Here is a 19,249-nt window from a genome sequence, read left to right as displayed (position 1 = left end):
CTACACGCTAATTCACCTCGAAAAAGCTGTTCGCAACGGTATCGAAAACGTCAGTCTGGTGCTGATTGAACAGTTGCCAGCGCCATTTTACGATTCCCAGCGAGGGTACAGACCTGGACCTGCGCGTGTCGATGACCGTTGCGCGAAATGTCAAAAAGTCACCGGGCCGTACCGGCTCTGGCCATTTCAGATAGTCAAGCCCCGGAGAGCCCCAAGATCCTGAATCGGAGAGCGCCGCATCATATGCCAGTCGCATGGCAATAGAGCACGTATGCCAGCCGCTCGCGATCAATCCGCCCCAGCGTCCCTGCTCCGCAGATCGCTGATCCGTATGAAACCATTGTGGGTCAAAGCGGTTGGCGAACTCAAGAACCTCAGCCTCGGTCACAATGTATGGACCGGCTTCGATCACCTGGTGACCGCTGAATTCGTCAAATTTCATATTGCCGTTGCGTTGACATTGGCAAATAACGGCGCCCGCTTTTCCTCCAGGGCACAAAGACCTTCACTTGCGTCGGAACCCGCAAATCCCAGTATTTCTGCCGCCAATGAAGCTTCGAAGGCTGGCCAAGCTGCGCGCAGCCAGTGATTCAGCGATCGCTTGGTCCAGGCCAGCGCCGTGCCGCTGCCATCCGCGAGCCTCCTGCTCACGCTCCTTGCCGTCGCAAGCAATTCAACCTCGTCCACAGCTGCGCTGACTACGCCAATACGCTCGGCCTCCTCTCCAGTCAACGTCTCGCATAGCAGAAGGTAGTATTTTGCTTTCGCCATTCCGCACAGCAGCGGCCATATCAGTGCCGCGTGATCGCCTGCGGCAACGCCGAGTTTGGTATGCCCATCGATCAGCTTCGCTGTTCTTGAAGCAATCGAAATATCAGCCAGGAGGGCAACCGCGAGGCCAGCACCAACCGCAGCCCCATTGATAGCGGAGACTACAGGGCGGTCACAATCCAGTATTCCCTGGACGATAGCTCTGGCTTCTTTCATAACCGTCAGGCGCGAGGCCTCGCTGCTAACCATCTGCTGCACAACTTCGATGGTTCCACCAGCACAGAATCCCTTGCCTTCGCTGCGAACAAGAATCGACCGCACGCCCGGCTGCTCGCCAAGCCGTGACCAGACCCGGGAAAGCTCGCGATGTCCACGCCTGTCGGTAAATGGCATGCTTCCCGGTACGCCGAATACAAGCTCGGCCACACCGTCGTTCAATTCAACGCGAAAATTATCGGTATCAACTTCGAACCTGTCGCTCATCAATTGCCCCCTACCTTTTGTCCCCAAAGGCGTCGACGCAACAGTAAACTTGCTCGATATCGCTCACCGCGATACACCGCATCGAGACGATCGAGTATGTGGCACACCGCGTGCACCCCAAGCTTCCCGAGCCACTCAAACGGTCCTGCGGGATAGTTAGTGCCCAGCTTCATTGCGATATCGGCCGAGGCTTCATCGCATACACCCTGCTGCACCGCGTCTGCCGCCTCATTAACCAGCATGGCGACTGTGCGCGCGACGACCATTCCCGGCGCATCGGCGATTTCCATGGGCTTGCGGCCTGCCACCTCCAGAAGATTGTGTACAACAGCGCGCTGCCGGTCTCCGCAGCCAGGCGCAAACGCGACGCAAACCGGACCAGGATCCTCTCTCAGAATGATGTCAATGACAGCGAGATGACGATGACCAGACTGCGCGGCCACCTCTGCGGCGGGACGGCCGTCCGTAACGCAAATCAGCATATCGCCAACAAGCAGCATATCTTTCATCAACCCGCTGTCGGCATGCCCCAGTGAGTCTTCTGCTGGATGCGCATATTCGACGTCCCATCCCTCACCGGACAGCTCAGCACCGAGCGTTGTAACTGTAAAACTGTCGCCTCTGACACTCACGCGTGGTGGATCAGTATTGACCTGTGTGTTGCTCACAGCAGGTTCTACCAACGGTTCAGCCGGATAGTGATAGAAACCTCGCCCGGACTTCCGGCCCAGCAGACCACCGTCTACCAGTTCTCGCTGCACAATGGATGGCGTATAGCGCCTGTCAAAAAAACTGGCCGCCAACATCGAGTCCGTCACCGAGAAATTGACGTCATGACCGATCAGGTCCATCAGTTCGCAAGGCCCCATCCGGAATCCCGCTGCCCGTAGCGCCGCATCAATTTCCGACGGCGTCGCATAGCGGTCCTGTAGCAAGAGCAGCGCTTCTGCATAAAATGGTCTGGCAATGCGATTGACTACAAAACCTGGGGTAGAACGTGCGTAAATCGGCACTTTTCCCCAACGCGTTGCCCGATCGGCCACCGTTCGCGCCACTGCACTGTCAGTCGCCGCGCCGGAGACGACTTCGACAAGCTTCATGGCGGGCACTGGGTTGAAGAAATGCATCCCGATCAACCGCTGCGGCAATCGCAAATCCCGGCCTAACGCGGTCACGGAGATCGATGACGTGTTGGAGGCAAGGATCGTCTGGTCAGACACGAGCATTTCAAGTTCGGCGAGGAGTTCGCGCTTTACATCCAACCGCTCAACAATCGCCTCAATGACAATACCGGCCTCACTGACGGCGGCAATGGCATCAACAGGTTCGATTCGACCGAGCAACGACTGGGCTTCCGCATAAGCGAGCTTTCCCATGTCGACCCGTTTTTGCAAATCGATACGGAGCTTGTCCACTGCCTGGGTCGCGGCGCCGCTCTTCGCGTCGAAGAGCCACACCTTGTGCCCTGCTGCGGCGGCAATCTGCGCAATGCCTGCGCCCATTGTTCCGGCGCCGACAATGCCGACCGCCACGTCAAGTCCAAGATCGAGAGAGAGTCCCCATTCATTTGGCACTCCAGGTTGCGGGTCGCTTGTCAAAAAATGCGGAGAACCCCTCTTTGGCCTCTTCTGTCGCACGTACGCGAGCGATGGTCACTGCAGTAAGATCTGTGACGCTCTCGTCAATCGGACGACCGGCGATATCGCCGAACAAAGTCTTTATCTCCTGCAGCGCAGTCGGGCCATTGCCCATGAGCCCTGACACGACCGTCTGCACTTGCTCATTCAATCCTTCGCTGGTGGTTACATAGTGGACAAGACCGACGTCATGGGCCTCGGCGGCGCCAATCAGCGAAGCGGTGAGCGCAAGACGTCTCGCCTGTCGGACACCTACAGCCTCGATCAGATAAGGGCCAATTACAGCAGGCAGAATGCCAAAACGAGCCTCAGTGACGGCGAACCTGGCCTGTTCGCTGGCGACCACAATGTCGCAGGCACAGATCAGACCTACGCCACCACCAAATGCCCCGCCCTGCACCCGTGCGACGATAGGCTTGGAACATGCGTGAAGTGCCTGCATCATCCTGGCGAACCGCTGGGCATCCTGCAGGTTCGCATCGGCGTTGTTGGCGCTCGCCCGCTTCATCCAGTTCAGGTCTGCGCCAGCACAAAAGACCTTGCCAAGCGACGCCAAAACGATCACCCGGACGTCATCGTGCGACGCCAACTGAAGAAAGCAACGCGTCAACTCATCGATCATCGCCTCGTTGAACGCGTTATGAACGTCGGGACGGCTCAGCGTAACTCTGGCGACACCCGTCTCGTCCACGACGCACTCTATCGTGGTGAAATTTTCGTCAAATGTGGATTTGTTTGTCACGTTGCTTTCCCTGTGTGTAAGGGGCTGCACGCCGCGGCTCCTCACACCAATCGCAAAAAGTGCTACGTCGTTAGAATCCCCTGCGGCATCTGGATAGCACTAATGTCATCAATACGTCTCGAGATGCAGACGCCCTTCACGCTTCAGACGCGGCCATAGGGTTGCCCAGTCCAGACCGTTTTTGTCGGCAATCTCCTGCAGCGCCTGCAGAACACCATCCTCCATGCCCTTCAGACCGCAAACATAGATGTACGTACCGTTGGTCTTCAGCAACTGAGCGATATCAACCGCGCGGTCGCGCATTGCGTCCTGCACATAGCGCTTCGGCTGATGTGGCGTGCGCGAAAACGCAAGGTTCGTATCGATGAAATCCTTCGGCAGATTGGTCAATGGCCCGAAGTACGGCAACTCCTCCTTCGTGCGCGCGCCAAAGAACAGCATCAGCTTGCCAGTTGCGCCCTTCAGTCGGCGGCGCCGACGATATTCCGTCATGGCGCGCATTGGCGCGGATCCCGTGCCGGTGCATATCATCAACAGATGAGAATCCGGGTGGTTCGGCATCAGGAACGTGTTGCCGAACGGACCAATCACGGCGACCTTGTCGCCTTTCTTCAAATCGCACAAGTAGTTCGAGCACACGCCGTCGGCCGCATTGTCCTGATAGTCGCGCGTAACGCGTTTGACCGTCAGCGACACATTGTTGTATCGGGGACGCTCACCGTCGCGTGGACTGGCGAGCGAATACTGGCGAGCATGATGCGGCTTGCCGTCCTTCGTACCCGGAGGCAGAATCCCGATCGACTGCCCTTCGAGCACCGGAAACGGTAGCGTGCCGAAATCCAGCACGATGTGATGGATATCACTATCGGCCGCATCGTGCGTAAGGCGGTAGTTGCCCACTACCGTCGCTGTCGTCGGCGCTTTGTGCGTGTACAGGTTCACGTACGGCTTGGCCGCCGACCACGGCGGCACAACCGAGCCACGCGTCGTATCGACTTCGACGCCATTCGCCGGGTCGGCTCGTTCTTCGCCCTCGTTCGACTGAGCCGTTGCATCGAGCGCGGCGTTCGCCGTCGTGTTCTGCGCCGGCAGTTCATCCCAGCTGAACTGCTCGTCGACGCTATATGCCTCAGCCTTGAGCACGGTGCGCCAGTTGTCGATCGCGCCGGTCGGACACGGCGACACACATGCCATGCAGCCGTTGCACACCTCCGCCTTCACGACGTAGTTATTGTCGTCATGCACTATCGCGCCGATCGGGCAGGTTTCTTCGCAGGTGTTGCAGCGAATACAGATCTCCGGGTCGATCAAGTGCTGCCTGAGAACTTCCATTGGAAGTGAAGCATTCATGGTTATCCCTCCCTGCGACCGGTCCCGCCGCCTGAACGCACAGCGTGGCCGGACGTCCGATATGACGCAGATACCGCTTTCGCCACATCAGTTGAATCGCACATACTCGAAATCAATTGGCTGACGGTTAATGCCCATCGCCGGTGGTGCAATCCAGTTGGCGAACTTGCCCGGCTCAACCACGCGACCCATAAGCGACGCGACATACGCGAGGTCTTCCGGTGTTGCGAGCCATTTCGCCTCGTTAGCGGCCCATTCGGTTTCGCTAATGACGCGACCGTCCGGAGAGACACGCGTCCCGGCAAAAGTACCGATCTGGCGGTTGAACGCCTTGTGCGGTACGGCCAAACGGAAATCAATACCGGCCTTCTCCAGCACCTTGTTCCAGCGATTCACGCCCGCCACTGAATCCTTGATGTAGTCGTCGCGCAGCACTTCGTTCATCGCGTTAAGCATCGGTACATCACGTTCGACCAACCTGCCGTCCTGTACATCGAGCAATTTGTAGCTCTGACCGTTGAGTTGATGGTCATCGTCGCGCTTGGTTTCCTCATAACGGCCCTTCAGGCCCGAGCTATAGAAGGTCGCCGCATTCGATGAGTGATCCGCACCGAACAGGTCGACCGTCACCGAGTAGTGGAAATTCAGGTATCGCTGGATCGTAGGCAGATCGATCACACCTGCGGCGCGAATCTGGTTAACGTCATCGGTCTTCAGTTCGTTCATCACTTGCGCGGTGCGTTGCACCACACGCGATACGCCCGATTCACCGACGAACATGTGATGCGCCTCTTCAGTGAGCATGAACTTCGTCGTGCGGGCGAGCGGGTCGAAACCCGACTCGGCGAGTGCGGACAGCTGGAATTTGCCGTCACGATCAGTGAAGTACGTGAACATGAAAAACGCAAGCCAGTCTGGCGTTTTCTCGTTGAACGCGCCGAGAATGCGCGGATTGTCGTCGTCGCCTGAGCGACGCCCCAGCAACGCCTCCGCTTCTTCGCGCCCGTCACGGCCGAAGTAGCGATGCAACAGGTACACCATTGCCCACAGGTGACGCCCTTCTTCGACGTTGACCTGGAACAGGTTGCGCAGGTCGTACATCGACGGTGCGGTCAATCCGAGGTGACGCTGCTGCTCGACTGAGGCCGGTTCCGTGTCGCCTTGCGTGACGATGATGCGGCGCAGGTTCGCACGATGTTCGCCCGGCACGTCCTGCCATGCCGATTCGCCCTTCTGCTCGCCAAACTGGATCTTGCGGTCCTGCTCACCGGGCGAGAGGAAAATCCCCCAACGATAGTCGGGCATCTTCACGTGATCGAAATGCGCCCAGCCACCTGCGTCGACGCTCACCGCCGTGCGGAGGTAAACGTCATAGCCATGCGAGCCGTCCGGGCCCATATCGCCCCACCATGACAGGAAATTCGGTTGCCACTGTTCGAGAGCACGCTGCAGCGTACGGTCGTCGCCGAGATTGACGTTGTTCGGAATCTTTTCGCTGTAATTAATCGTTGACATGGTCAATTCCTTTTCGGGAAACAGCAGTGCTTTAGATGAGAGGCGCGTATTGAATGCGGTCAGCTAATCTCGTGACTTATGAGTTCGTCGATTTTCAGGTGGCGCGCATTGCCGGTCGTTCCCGACTCGGAGGGAATACGCGCCACGCGCCGTCCTGGTGACGAAAAAAGAACAACGCAACGGGCCCTGCCGCCCTCAACGTCTCGACGCATACATAGCATTCGTGTGCGGATCGTCTGTTTCTGAACTCAGTGACCCGAATCCCGTTCAACGGATCCGGAGCGAGCCAGAGTTCGACCGTCTCGCGCAACGAGTTTTTTGCGCTGGCCACGAATTCTCCTTCGTCTCTTTGATGCCGCCGTCCTGCTTATGCACATGCGGTGCAAGTTGTCCCGCGCTGCCAGTAGTCGTCCGTCAATCGCGACATTTAACTGCGAACTTCTAACGCGGAGCGTTGGCGACAGCGAATCAAACCCGCGCGACGTCGAATTGCGCCTTGCTGCCCTTGCCGTAAACCTTGAGAGCACCCTTCTCGCCCACCGCATTCGGCCGGTTGAATATCCAGTTTTGCCATGCAGTCAGGCGACCGAAAATGCGTGTTTCCATCGTCTCGGGACCGTTGAAACGCAGGTTCGCTTCGAGACCTGTCAGCGCGTCCGGCGACATCGTTGCGCGTTCCTCGAGCGCAATGCGAATCTCGTCGGCCCAGTCGATGTCGTCCGGCGATGCAGTCACGAGGCCAAGACGGTCTGCCTCGACCGGCTTAACCGCTTGGCCAATCCTTGCGCGCAACGAGTCGAGCTGTTCCTCTTCATCGTAGAAGCGGCGTGCGAGCCGCGATTGATGAGTGACCATCGGGTAGAGGCCGAAGTTGACCTCCGACAACGTGATCGTCGGTTCTTCGTCCTCATTGCTTGGCAGCGCGGCCATATAGGTGCGGTCAGTGGCAAACGCGAGTTCCGCGAGCGTGCCAGCAAAGCATGAGCCCGGTTCAATCAATGCAAAGATTGAACGCGATGACACGTCGATACGCGCCAGCGTGCGGCGCAAGAGGCCAATCGTTTCGCGCACGAACCAATGGTCCCCGTGCTGCATTAGTGTGGCGTCGGCGGCGAGCACGGCGCGGGCGTCACCTTCGCTCTTGAAGATCCACGTGCCGATTTCGAGTTCGTTGGTGCGCATCGATAAGATCGCGTCGTCCAGTTCGCGGGCGAACTGCAGCGGCCACCAATTCGCACCGGCAGCGAGAATAGCGTCGATGCCGGTTGGTTGCGCAGTCGTGGGCGCCTTGGCCGTAAAGGTAGCAGTGCGTTTCGCACGATCAATCGTGACGTCAACGGTCTGGTAGCCCAAGCCGTCCGCACGCTCGGTGCGCTCGATCAAGGTCAGTGCCACGCCCTTCGCATTCGCGGGACGGTCGCTCTGCGCAGCAAGTTCCAGCGCACGCGCGGCAATCACTTGGTCGAACTGGTTGGGCTTCACAACTTCATCCACCAGGCGCCATTCCTTTGCGCGTTCACCGCGGACGCCTTCGACCACCGTACAGAAAATGTCGGCGCGGTCGTGGCGGACCTTTCGTTTGTCGGTCACGCGCGTTAAACCTCCAGTGCCAGGCAGCACGCCGAGGAGCGGCACCTCCGGCAATGACACCGATGACGACCGGTCATCCACGAGATAAATTTCGTCGCACGCCAGCGCCAATTCGTAGCCGCCGCCGGCGCAGGCGCCGTTCACAGCCGCCAGGAACTTGAGACCCGAATGGCGCGACGAGTCTTCAAGTCCATTGCGAGTTTCGTTGGTGAATTTACAGAAGTTCACCTTCCATGCGTGCGTAGAGAGACCCAGCATGAAGATGTTGGCGCCCGAGCAGAACACACGGTCCTTCAGGCTCGTCACAACCACGGTTCTGACTTCAGGATGCTCAAAGCGGATGCGCTGAATCGCGTCGTGAAGCTCGATGTCGACGCCGAGGTCGTACGAATTCAGTTTGAGCTTGTACCCGTCACGAATCCCGCAGTCTTCGGCGATGTCGATACCGAGAGTCGCAACCGGACCGTTGAAGGTCAGCTTCCAATGCTTGTATCGCGCCGGATCTGTGCGGTAATCGACGCGTTTAATCGCGCTGATCGACGTTTCTGCTGAAGACATGGGATCTCCTAGACGGGACGATGCAAGATTGTGTGAGAACAATAATGCACCATCCATCCCATGTAAAGCACTTTACTTCATGTTTGCGTGTAAACCCTGCCCACTTCGGCAATTCAGTTCACGTGCGCGTCATCAGGAACTTCGGCGACCAGCCTTGCTGCCAAGCGGTCGCGCAATTGCAGATAGGCATCTGCCAAGGTTCTATCACTGGTGTCGCAGGTCATGTCCGCACGTCCATAAAGCTCGCTCCGGCCTGCCAGAATGCGTTTTAAGTCATCCATTGCTTCTTTGTTCCCCGACATAGGCCGCAAGTCGCCTTGCGCGACCACTCGCCGCATATGCTCTTCCGGCATGGCCTGCAGCCATACGGTGAAACAGTGCGAGAGCAGCATGTTGAAGGTGCCGGACTCCGAAACCAGTCCGCCCGGAGACGCGATGACCGCCTTCTCATGCTCCTGAATCACCGCCTCAAGCGCTCTGTGTTCGTAACGCCGGTACGCGCTCGCGCCATACAGGGAATGGATTTCGGAAGGCGGGCAGCCCGCCAGTTGCTCTATCACGCGGGTCAGTTCAACGAATGGCACCTTGCGTTCCTGTGCGAGCATGCGTCCGAGGGTTGACTTACCCGCACCGCGCAAACCGATTAAAGCGATACGGTGCTTGCGATGCGGATCGCGCGGCGCCTGGGCAAAAATCTCGGCCAGCGCAACGCGGGCCCGCTGTAGCGCGGCCTGGTCACGCCCGCGCAGCAATTCGCGAATGAGTAACCATTCAGCAGACGCAGTGGTTTCGTCGCCGATCACCTCGGCAAGTGGGCAATTCAGCGTACTCGCAATCTGCCGCAACACCAGCACAGAAGCATTGCCCAAGCCCGTCTCAAGATTCGCAAGATGTCGTTCGGAAAGCCCAGTCTCGGCCGCCAACGTCTTGCGGGTCATACCGCGGCGCGCGCGCAGAAGTCGCACGCGCTCACCCATTGCTGTCAGGAAAGGATCACGCTCAACCCGCGTCGCGTCGTCGGGACGTTCGTCCAATGGTGCGCCGGCGTCACTTTGATTCATGTTTTCTGACCTATAACATCGATATATGTACTATAGTGCTTGACACACACTCGCTGAACGGTTAATTTTCGCCAAATATCGACCCCAGTCACAAACGCCGTCCAGGTTTTTCCTGCGGTATGTCGGAACAGCGGGCAGCCGCGCATGAAGTAGTGTGCCTGCCAGGCCTTTTTTTGAGGCTAGCATGACCCCACAAGACTTCCAGCGCCTCGTTGCAGGCGTTACCGAACAACTCGTCGATCGGGCGTTGAACAGCGAATTGGCGAGATGGTTGAACGACACTTTTCCCGCCAACGGTACGACTTTTCGGGAACTTGCCGGCGCCTGCCGCGATGGCGTCGCCCAAGGCTGGTTGTGCAATCGCGAAGGCGGCGGCATTCGCTACGGACGCATCTTCAGGGCGCTCCCCGAAACACACGGCTTTTCAGTCGACGTGGTCGATATGAAAGATATTGCCGGGCCACACCATGTGCATCCGCACGGCGAAATCGACCTGATTATTCCGCTTACCGACGGTGTGACCTTCGACGGTCACCCAGCTGGCTGGTGCGTCTATGGCCCCGGCAGCGCGCATCGCCCAACGGTCGCGAACGGCCAGGCGCTAGTCTTGTATCTGTTGCCGCAAGGCGCCATTGAATTCACCGCTGCTTGAGAGCCCACCATGACTGAATTGCTGAAGAACTACGTTGCGGGCCAATGGGTCTCAGGAAGTGGCGAAGGCAGCACGTTGACCGATCCGGTGACAGGAGAAGCGCTAGTACGCGTCTCGAGCCAAGGACTCGACCTCCCGCACATCTTCGATTTTGCCCGCGAAGAAGGCGCCACCGCGCTGCGTGCGCTAACTTATACGGCCCGTGCGGCCCTCCTTGCTAACATCGTCAAGTTGCTGCAATCAAAACGTGACGACTATTACGCAATCGCCACGTCGAACGCGGGGACCACCGGCAATGATTCGGCCGTCGATATCGACGGCGGCATTTTCACTCTCTCTTACTACGCAAAACTTGGCGCGGCGCTGGGCGATGTCCACGCGCTGCGCGACGCGCCGCCCGCCTCGCTCAGTAAAGACCAGTCCTTTAGCGTCCAGCACGTGCTCACGCCCACGCGTGGGGTCGCCCTTTTTATCAACGCGTTCAATTTCCCAGCATGGGGGCTGTGGGAGAAGGCTGCACCTGCGTTGCTATCCGGCGCCCCCGTAATCGTCAAACCGGCCACGGCAACAGCTTGGCTCACGCAACGCATGGTAAGCCGATGTGGTCAACGCAGGCATCCTGCCAACGGGATCGTTATCGGTCATCTGCGGCAGCTCTGCGGGCTTGCTCGATCAGGTGCACGCGTTCGACGTAGTGTCGTTCACCGGCTCCGCTGACACTGCTGCGATACTTCGTGCCCACCCAGCGTTCGTGGAGCACGGAGCACGCCTGAATGTCGAGGCAGACAGTCTCAACAGCGCGATCCTCTGCGCGGACGCGACGTCCTGAAACGCCGGCCTTCGAATTGTTCGTTAAGGAAGTCGTGCGGGAGATGACTGTCAAGTCAGGTCAGAAGTGCACGGCAATTCGCCGGGCATTCGTACCCCAAGCTTCCCTCGACGCCACGCTCGACGTCCTGAAAGCAAAGCTCGCGGAGATCACCGTTGGTAATCCGCGCAATGACGGTGTACGGATGGGCTCGCTTGTCAGCCGCGAGCAATATGAAAATGTACTCGCAGGTATCGCTGCTTTGCGCGAAGAGGCAGTTCTCGCTTACGATGGCTCGGCAACACCTCTGGTCGACGCCGATCCCGCTGTTGCGGCATGCGTCGCGCCACATCTCTTTGTCGTGACCGAGCCTGATAGCGCGACACAGTTGCATGACGTCGAAGTATTCGGCCCGGTTGCAACTGTGGCACCCTATCGCGCCGACAGCGACGCCACTGGGCTTCCCGAAGCACACGCCATCGCGTTGGCGCGACGCGGTCATGGCTCTCTCGTCGCCTCGGTTTATTCGAACGACGAGGCACACCTTGCCCGTGTTGCATTGGAACTCGCTGACACGCACGGCCGCGTCCATTTGGTATCGCCGTCCGTGCAAGCCAGCCATACCGGGCATGGCAACGTGATGCCGATGTCGGTGCATGGCGGCCCCGGCAGAGCGGGCGGCGGAGAAGAACTGGGAGGTCCGAGGGCGCTGGATTTCTATCACCGCCGCGCGGCAATCCAGGCCCCGTCAATAGCTATTGAAGCATTGGCCGGCGTGACAGCCCAACCGGCGAGTTAAGCAGGTCGCGCACTGTAAGTCCGGGTACCTTGACCCATCGCCTGTCGCGGCGCACCCAGGAATGACATGGATCACGAGGCGACCCGCGAACCCAATACAGATCGAGCCAATGTCGCCCCACTGTCGGAGGAGACATGGAAGTCGTCCCGGAAACGCGTCTAAATCAGCCGGCAACGAACGCCGAACTACCGCCGTTGCAATTTAATTTCGCTTCTTGGCTACTTGACCTCAACCAGCACCGAGCGAGCGAAGCCGCATATATCGACCATCTTGGCACGGCCCTGTGGCCAACTCCAAGACAGCGTGCGCCGCTTCGCATCTGTGCTGCGCAAGCTAGGCGTGCATGCGGAAGAACGCTTCCTCTCGTGATGCTCGACAGGCGGCCCATCGGCAACGTGCTCCATTCGGCCGGCACGCCATTCAGTGCATCGCGTGCTCGCGTGGAAGCTTTACGGCGGAAGCCGTGCTTCTGGAAAAAATTGTTCAGCCAAGTCATGTCGGCCTGGCTAACGTGCTCACGCCACCGATCTGTTCCCCGAACCATCGGGCCTCGGACTCCACCAGACCGTAGCGCGCTCCTTGAAACAAACCTCCTCCAATAGAGTTGTGTCTACATCTTCCTGCGTTCGTCCTTCTTGATTTCTTCAAACATCGGCATTTTCACCTGTCAGTAGGCATGCCAAGGTGATTGTTCAGTGCGGCAGGGGTTTCATACTATGTGCGCTAACGAACCAACGACTACACGGACCGCTGCCAATTGTGAAACTTGGTTCTATGATGATTCTGGTATTGGGATGTGCGTTCATGTCAATCTTCTTTCCGCAAGGCCGGGCGATCGGATAAGCACTACTCCTCCTAGCCTGAAAAGGTAAAAATTCTGTGCCTTGATTACCGACGATTTATCGCGTTTTGCGTAACTTTTGGCGGTTCGCAAAGTCTGTTGTCGTTGTGAAAATAACAGTGAAATAATGCTGTTACTTAATAGACTCGGAACATTTTCGATCCGCGCAGCCGAGACAAGATATGCCGAACATCCCAGTTTCTATAGTTGGGTTGAAGAAGAATATCGATATTGTCACTCCGATATTTCCAGTAATAGCCGGGGCTTTTGCGCCATTCGGGATTACGCTCACGCGCGTGATCGGCGAAGAACTCGATAGCGATCCAGAGACAACGACGGGCGGCTGGAGAGATCTCATCGCCCGGCTACAAGAAAAGTCGAAGGCACAATCAGTTGTTCATCTGGTTCTTACAGATGATTGTCCTGATCGAATCTGGACTATCAATGGGCAATTGCGTGATCCCGATTTTAGAAGCATCGCCGCAGTCTACTTTGGCGCAGATCTGTTTTGGAAAGATGGCGATCCCTTGACAAACATCAACCTCGTTACCCAAGTCTGTATTCACGAGATCGGCCATCTTTTCAATCTCATCCATGACGACGCCACCCCTCTCAAGTATTCCAGCGCGATGCTCCAGGCGACGCACAGGAATGATGAGGCATCGACCGTGGCCTGGCACGCAGCCATCGCAGAAGCCGCAGACAATCACGAAGCACCGCTCATCATTCCAGACCCAGTCACTTACTACCCCTTTAGCTCCATCTGTCGCGCAAATCTTCGCAGTGCGACGACCGGATCTCCATGGTTACCGTTTCAAAAAAATTTCAGAGATATGGGCGACGATACCGACGAAATTGGCGATGAGTACGTTAAAGTAGATGTCGCACGAAGAGATCGACACTCACGCATTCATATCGGTGGCGAGATTTATTTTACCCTGTCGATTACGAACCGCCGTGAAACCGCAATCGAAATCCCCTACGATATTGGACCTCAATACGGATCGCTGCGGGTGTGCGTCAAGCACAGTGATGGCAGTCAGACATACCATCGGCCGGCAGATTACTGCTGTAGCGGCGCGAGGCAAATCCTAAAGCCCGGGGAATCCACATTCCGGAGCCTGGCGTTGAGCGGACCGCTGACAGGCGGCCTTAGTCCCGGTTCTCACACGTGCGTGATCAAACTAGTTGATCCTCGCGCACAAGGCAACGCGGTGTTGGGGCGCACAGTGTTCAATGTAATCGCAACTGCCGATGTGAGCCTCGCGAAAAAGAGCGACGCGCTGCGAGGTTTGATGGCCGGTAAGCGAAAGTCCGCCTCGTACTCCAAAGACATCCGGGGTATTCCGAAGGAATGCCCTCTAGCGGCGCACTTTGCGCTGGAACATGCGATCAGGCTGAAAAGCAACAGGCGGCGACGGACGCTGCTACGAGATTGTCAGCGACCCATCGTGCCTCGAGCGATCCGTCACATGGCAGCCCGGCATGAATACAATTTGCGTATGCGCGACGGAGAGAACCGGGAGGAGATCTTGAGGGAGATTCGAAGCCGGTTTCGTTCGAAGCGCGACCTGGAACTGTTCGACCTGATTCAGCGCATAGACCGACCGGCGCGCGAAAAAAACCGGGAGCAGTAGCGATGAGCATCATGCGAGTCTTTCTCGTAGTGACACCGCTTGCGATGTGCGCTTGCGGAAACCTCAGGACACAAACGATTGATCTGTCGCAAGCAAGCGACGGTCGCGAGATCGCGGGTCTGCCGTTCATCCTGAATAAGCCGCAGTTTACTATTGCGCGCGTTCCCGCCGACGGGACTAGTGGCGCAGATACGTACCAGATGGCGATCGCCTATGTGCCCGACCCGGCCACGCGATATGCAGTCAACCTTCACCCTTCGCCAACGTCTTCGGTCGACTGGACAGTGCAATGGGACGAGAACGGAGCCCTTAGCGATACCAACGCGAAGACCACCGATCAGACGGTCGCCATCCTGACCAGTGTGGTAAAGCTCGCGGTGGCGGCAGCAGCATTCGATGTCAATCAGCCGTCTCAGAAAGATACGGTGGAGGCGATTGACAAGAGACTGACGGACAACCTTGCACTGCCCCAACCGAAAGTTTGGGACGAAACCGCGGGAGGATGGAGTATTGCCACCAGTGCCGAAAAAATCGATCTTTCACGCACATGGGCGCAGATGAAGCCGGCGCTTGAAACGCTCGCCAGTAGTGGCAAGCTCTCAAGCTACTTGTACGATACCGCAAGCGAAAGAAAGGTATTGGAAACCGCGCTTCATCTAGCAACGCCAAATCCGGCTCGACTCAATCGTGCTACCGACTATAAGGATCCAAAAGATTTTCCCGATCCGGTCCCGAATCCGGATCCAGTGGCAACCAAGGCTCTGAAAAAAAAGCTGTCGGAGAGCTGGAACAACACAGCTGATCATATCGAAGCCGCATACAAGATCCTTGACATCGACAGTCTGAACAAGATCAACGCCGATGCAGCAAAGGTGCGTCAGAAGAGGGAGTCGGACTTTGCTTCGTCAAATACCGTGCCGCAAGCGTACCGGAAGGATTACAACATCATGCTGCAAACTCAGGTCATCAAACTGTCCTTGGTCGCGCTGGACCTGTTGAAGACACCACCGAACGATTTCCTCCTCGGCAACGTCAACCTGACGCTTCAGCAATGGGAGTACAAAAAGATACAGGATCTGAATCGTCGAATCGACAAGGCGGCGCTGATCCAGCCCTCTCGATACGACACTCCCGGCGCCACGAATGCGGAGCTTCAGAAGCTCTATCGGATGAAGGCAGCCGTGCTCGGACAAGGCAAGACGTACGAGGATATCGTCGCGCTACAGAAGATGAAACCGGACGACCCGAAGCGCTTTCAGGCTGCACAGCAATCGATCGACGTACTCGCAAAGAAGCTTGCAGACGCCGAAGCTGCGGTCGCAACTTTGAATCCGGCAAAGAAGCCAGATGCGCCCGTTGTCGCCGATTTCTTCGTGGCATCACCTGAAGAGGCGATCGACGGCGCGTGGGTTGCCAGCCACGTACCCGGACATCCGAAATACATTGTGGTGCTGAAACAGGCCAAAACGAACTTGAATCATTAGCATTATGAGGCGCGCAGTCCCTGTGCCCTCCCAGTGCTGCGCGCCGCCCACGAGCAAACGGCTTCATCTGTCGGGGAAAGAAAATGAAAACCTCCCTTGGTCTATCGGTAACGCTTGTCATGGCCTTGGAGCTGGGCTGCTCGGCTAAACCAGCCATTGTGCGAGTGTCCAATGCGCCCGAGATCGGTAAACCATTCGACGGCGTGCCAATGAGAATCAGGACGCCCCAGGTCGCGCAGATTTATCAGCTCAACCTCGAAACGGACAAGTACGAGCTCGTCGCCTCTTCCCCGCAGAACATTGCTGATCAGGAGCATCTCTACGCTGTCGACGTAGTCGCCGGGCCATTCACCTCCCCTAGCTTGCACATCGCCGAGTATTCGGACAACACGCCGAAATCCATTCAAGTGACAAGTTCGAACAATTCCTCTGGAGCGATCGACGCTGCCACGACCGGCCTGACCAGTCTCGAGACCGCACGCAACACCCGAACGAGCAGTTGTCAAAGTTCCAATTCGGCGGTGCTCAGCGCCGATCAAGCATTGGCGTCCGCGCGCGCTTCGTACGACGGTTTGAGTGCCACTGCATCACCGCAATTGCGGGCGGCTTATCTGCAGGTAGTGACGAACGCTCAGGCCGCTGCGGACTACGCGCACAAAAATCCCTTGTGCGACTAGCACAACCACTCACGTCCAACGTTGCCTCGAAGTTTGTCGCGTTGCTCGGTAGCGTCCCGGGAATCCAATCGCTCCAGTTCAGACGACAAGTGCTTGCTTCACTGTCTTCGTCGACGGACCTGCATCGTCCTGCACGTCGGCGCTTACAACGCATGTACGCCGCTGTACTAAGGTGCTGGCAGAAAAAAATGATCAGTCGCTCATGCCCTTGCCGTGCAAAGCGGTAAGGCTGAAGCCGGTGTGCAAAACTCACTTTGGGTCTGATTTTCTCGGCTGCGCCGACGCAAATCACTCTAGATCATGCTCAAGTGGCGTGTCGTGTGCATAAGAATCGATTCTGCTGGGCCAAGCATCTGTGTGTTCATGAAAAGATTCACTGATGAGAAGGTCCGAGCAGTTCACGTGTCCGGCTGCGCATACATGCGGCTCCAGTTCGACAATCGAGGCCGATCGGTCTGGCTCAGATACGGGGCCATCTCGTTGAATGATGGGGCGCAAAAACGCAATGTGACCAGGTAACGCCATCGGCTGTCCGGTTTTGTCGTCTACGGTGGGGCGCTGCGCGTAGGATGCCACGACTAGTTTCCCCTTATTTGCGGCCATCTGTGCCGAATTGGTCACGCCTGCGTCGCCGCTCCTCCCGATGCGCACCCAACCTGCTTCGCTCGCCGTCTTCCCCTGGTAGCGTCTATAACCTCGCAGCCAATGATCCTGCGCACTCGCAAGCAAGACTTCGTTGTGAAAGGGCGGTCGCAGTATGTAAATGTCAAGGCGCATGCATGCCGCAGCGGCGAAGGCGCTGCAATGCGTATACCGGACGCGGCCAACGTCGATGGCAGCGTTTTGTTGCCCGGTTTGCCAAACGATGTGATGGCCTTTCAGCCAGTACCGGTCGACTTGAAGCCCATCTAGAAATTCGACCAATCTTTCAGCACCTGCGGGAATGTATTCTGCCGGCACGATGACACTCCATGGTCAGAGCGCATTGGTTTTGAGCGGCAAGGAGACTGACACCTGAGAACTCATGTCGGTATATTTCCATTCGACAAGCGACGACCGTTTGCTGGGATTTTCCAGGATTATTGCCTCACTGGCGCCGACCGACGACTCAACACCATCCACATACAGCAGCCAGTAATGATTTGGCTGGTCACCGTCTGCCAACCCATCAATGAGATCGATCTGTGCGCCGTAGATCGAGCGATACTCAACCCGGAACGAAAAATTCTTCGCGCAAAGTGCCTCTCCTATTATCATCGCCTGAAGCGCGGTCAGTCCTGCATACCAAGGGACTGGCGGCAACTTAAGCGATGGGGGTTTCGCTGGATCGGCATAAACGTTGATTTCAACTGTGTAGTTCATGCGATTCTCCATAATCGAAGTTTGCAACATGCGCGCGACTGACCGAACAAACAGTGTAACTTTTCGCGTCGTCTTCGGACTACGCGAGGTCTCTAATGGTAAGACCAAGACCCGGGCGAGGAAAATGGGCAGGCAACCAACGTGACAGGGGACATGATTGTTACCTTTCGGCTGACCGCTACAAACATGATAGCAGTCGCGCTCGCGACTTTTTCGAACATCGGCTACGCGAAATCGGTCTACCATGGCTTGGGCAGTCCGACAGCCTTGCGCACCTCTCTAAAGCAGTCGTTCGTTGTCGCGTGGACGTAGCAACGCTACCGATCGCGCGGACACACAACAACCAGGGATGCTGCTGTCGTCTCGAGATTCGCTGTCTTAGCAATCAGCAGTCGAAGACACCACACGCCAGCCACAGGCCGGCGGCCACTAAGGTAACCGCTCCCCCAAAGGCATCGCAAACATATCGAATCGCAAAGTGTTTATGACGAAGCGTTTTTGTTGCGAGCCGCCAACGGATTTAATTCCGCGTCGACGATAGCGTGTTGCGTATCGAATAACGCGGGCATCTGAATATTACAAAACCTTCAAAACCATACTTCTGCGCCAGTCCACACAAAGCAGACAGAAAACTCAGCTTTGCACACGCATGATGGCCGCCGCAACTGGGCTGTGGAATCTTCGCGGCACTTCCGCTCTGCGACGCGCTTCAAACCGCTAACTTAATGGTGCACAAATCTGTACGTGCAGATTTTTGTCGCAGGGGTAACGGTAGCCCCTGCTAAGGGGCATGGCGTTTGCGCCATGCCAGCGGTACGTTTTGCACTCCGGTGCGGCTCGCCACCCCGGGTGGCGAGCCAACGCTCGCGCACCACACCTCTGTACGCTGCATGAACACTGCGCCAGGCGGCCACACGCGAATCCCGGCTTTTCCTTGCAGGTAGCTCGAGGGCGTGATGACCTCCCCGCACCGGAACACGGAGAACCGTGCCGGCGCGTGGCAGACGTTCAGTCAACTTCTGTCCGCGACGGGCGATGACACGCGCTGCGGCAACATGCACACTCCAGCCCCGTCGCGCTGCGTATTTCACCGCACCGATGGTCGACGTATAGGCCGGGTCAATCAGGATCAGTTCGGCACCTGCCCGGAAGCACTTCGCCTCGCGCAGTTGCCTCGGCCGGGGTCCCTTTCGTATGAATAACCGGCGACGCGGCGGCCGCCCGGCGACGCGACGTTGAAATCCGGGCACGCGAGCAGACCGCTTGTCCTTAAACGGCGCGT

At 57.4% G+C, this 19,249-nt stretch carries 14 protein-coding genes and 1 pseudogene; 5 read left to right on the top strand and 10 right to left on the bottom strand.

What is annotated here, in order from left to right; translation table 11 throughout:
• Positions 1 to 7: 7 nt before the first annotated feature.
• The 8 genes from P0D96_RS27640 to P0D96_RS27605 form a co-directional block, all read right to left on the bottom strand.
• Entirely contained in the window at positions 8 to 442 is a 435-nt protein-coding gene (locus tag P0D96_RS27640; protein WP_408316601.1) for a MaoC family dehydratase, read from the bottom strand.
• Complete coding sequence (locus tag P0D96_RS27635) at positions 439 to 1,254, bottom strand: enoyl-CoA hydratase/isomerase family protein (protein WP_408316599.1); 816 nt, start codon at positions 1,252 to 1,254, stop codon at positions 439 to 441. Before P0D96_RS27635 ends, P0D96_RS27640 begins: the two co-directional genes overlap by 4 nt.
• Positions 1,254 to 2,786, bottom strand: a complete 1,533-nt coding sequence (locus P0D96_RS27630; RefSeq protein ID WP_408316598.1) for a 3-hydroxyacyl-CoA dehydrogenase — start codon at positions 2,784 to 2,786, stop codon at positions 1,254 to 1,256. Before P0D96_RS27630 ends, P0D96_RS27635 begins: the two co-directional genes overlap by 1 nt.
• Positions 2,787 to 2,817: 31 nt before the next feature.
• Complete coding sequence (locus P0D96_RS27625) at positions 2,818 to 3,633, bottom strand: enoyl-CoA hydratase-related protein (RefSeq protein ID WP_408316596.1); 816 nt, start codon at positions 3,631 to 3,633, stop codon at positions 2,818 to 2,820.
• 108 nt (positions 3,634 to 3,741) lie between these two features.
• The gene (gene boxA, locus P0D96_RS27620; RefSeq protein WP_408316594.1) at positions 3,742 to 4,983 is read right to left on the bottom strand and encodes a benzoyl-CoA 2,3-epoxidase subunit BoxA; all 1,242 of its coding nucleotides are present in this window, start codon (positions 4,981 to 4,983) and stop codon (positions 3,742 to 3,744) included.
• 87 nt (positions 4,984 to 5,070) lie between these two features.
• Positions 5,071 to 6,498 carry a benzoyl-CoA 2,3-epoxidase subunit BoxB gene (boxB, locus tag P0D96_RS27615; protein ID WP_408316592.1) on the bottom strand — a complete coding sequence of 476 codons (1,428 nt, stop codon included), beginning with the start codon at positions 6,496 to 6,498 and terminating at the stop codon, positions 5,071 to 5,073.
• Between the two features lie 468 nt (positions 6,499 to 6,966).
• Positions 6,967 to 8,646, bottom strand: coding sequence for a 2,3-epoxybenzoyl-CoA dihydrolase (gene boxC, locus P0D96_RS27610; RefSeq protein ID WP_408316590.1), 1,680 nt, complete (start codon positions 8,644 to 8,646; stop codon positions 6,967 to 6,969).
• A 113-nt stretch (positions 8,647 to 8,759) separates the two neighbouring features.
• Positions 8,760 to 9,707 carry a helix-turn-helix transcriptional regulator gene (locus tag P0D96_RS27605; RefSeq protein ID WP_408316588.1) on the bottom strand — a complete coding sequence of 316 codons (948 nt, stop codon included), beginning with the start codon at positions 9,705 to 9,707 and terminating at the stop codon, positions 8,760 to 8,762.
• 184 nt (positions 9,708 to 9,891) lie between these two features.
• On the opposite strand from P0D96_RS27605, the gene P0D96_RS27600 reads away from it, so the two are divergent.
• The 5 genes and pseudogenes from P0D96_RS27600 (at position 9,892) to P0D96_RS27580 (ending at position 16,605) form a co-directional block, all read left to right on the top strand.
• Positions 9,892 to 10,359, top strand: coding sequence for a DUF4863 family protein (locus P0D96_RS27600; protein WP_408316586.1), 468 nt, complete (start codon positions 9,892 to 9,894; stop codon positions 10,357 to 10,359).
• 9 nt (positions 10,360 to 10,368) lie between these two features.
• Positions 10,369 to 11,966: pseudogene (locus P0D96_RS27595) on the top strand (3,4-dehydroadipyl-CoA semialdehyde dehydrogenase).
• Positions 11,967 to 12,989: 1,023 nt separating this feature from the next.
• Positions 12,990 to 14,444: a hypothetical protein gene (locus P0D96_RS27590; protein WP_408316584.1), complete on the top strand. Its 1,455-nt coding sequence runs from the start codon at positions 12,990 to 12,992 to the stop codon at positions 14,442 to 14,444.
• A gap of 2 nt (positions 14,445 to 14,446) precedes the next feature.
• Complete coding sequence (locus P0D96_RS27585; protein ID WP_408316582.1) at positions 14,447 to 15,928, top strand: hypothetical protein; 1,482 nt, start codon at positions 14,447 to 14,449, stop codon at positions 15,926 to 15,928.
• Positions 15,929 to 16,011: 83 nt separating this feature from the next.
• Complete coding sequence (locus P0D96_RS27580) at positions 16,012 to 16,605, top strand: hypothetical protein (RefSeq protein ID WP_408316580.1); 594 nt, start codon at positions 16,012 to 16,014, stop codon at positions 16,603 to 16,605.
• A gap of 288 nt (positions 16,606 to 16,893) precedes the next feature.
• Here the strand turns inward: P0D96_RS27580 and P0D96_RS27575 are convergent, their stop codons facing one another.
• On the bottom strand, positions 16,894 to 17,565 hold the full coding sequence (locus P0D96_RS27575) for a hypothetical protein (protein ID WP_408316578.1): 672 nt from the start codon (positions 17,563 to 17,565) through the stop codon (positions 16,894 to 16,896).
• 15 nt (positions 17,566 to 17,580) lie between these two features.
• Positions 17,581 to 17,967: a DUF4430 domain-containing protein gene (locus P0D96_RS27570; RefSeq protein ID WP_408316576.1), complete on the bottom strand. Its 387-nt coding sequence runs from the start codon at positions 17,965 to 17,967 to the stop codon at positions 17,581 to 17,583.
• Positions 17,968 to 19,249 lie beyond the last annotated feature (1,282 nt).

Origin of the sequence: Paraburkholderia sp. RL17-347-BIC-D (genome assembly GCF_046027915.1) — a bacterium.
Lineage (GTDB): Bacteria > Pseudomonadota > Gammaproteobacteria > Burkholderiales > Burkholderiaceae > Paraburkholderia.
The sequence above is the reverse complement of the archived record's forward strand: the minus strand, read 5'-3'. Positions and strand labels throughout refer to the sequence as shown.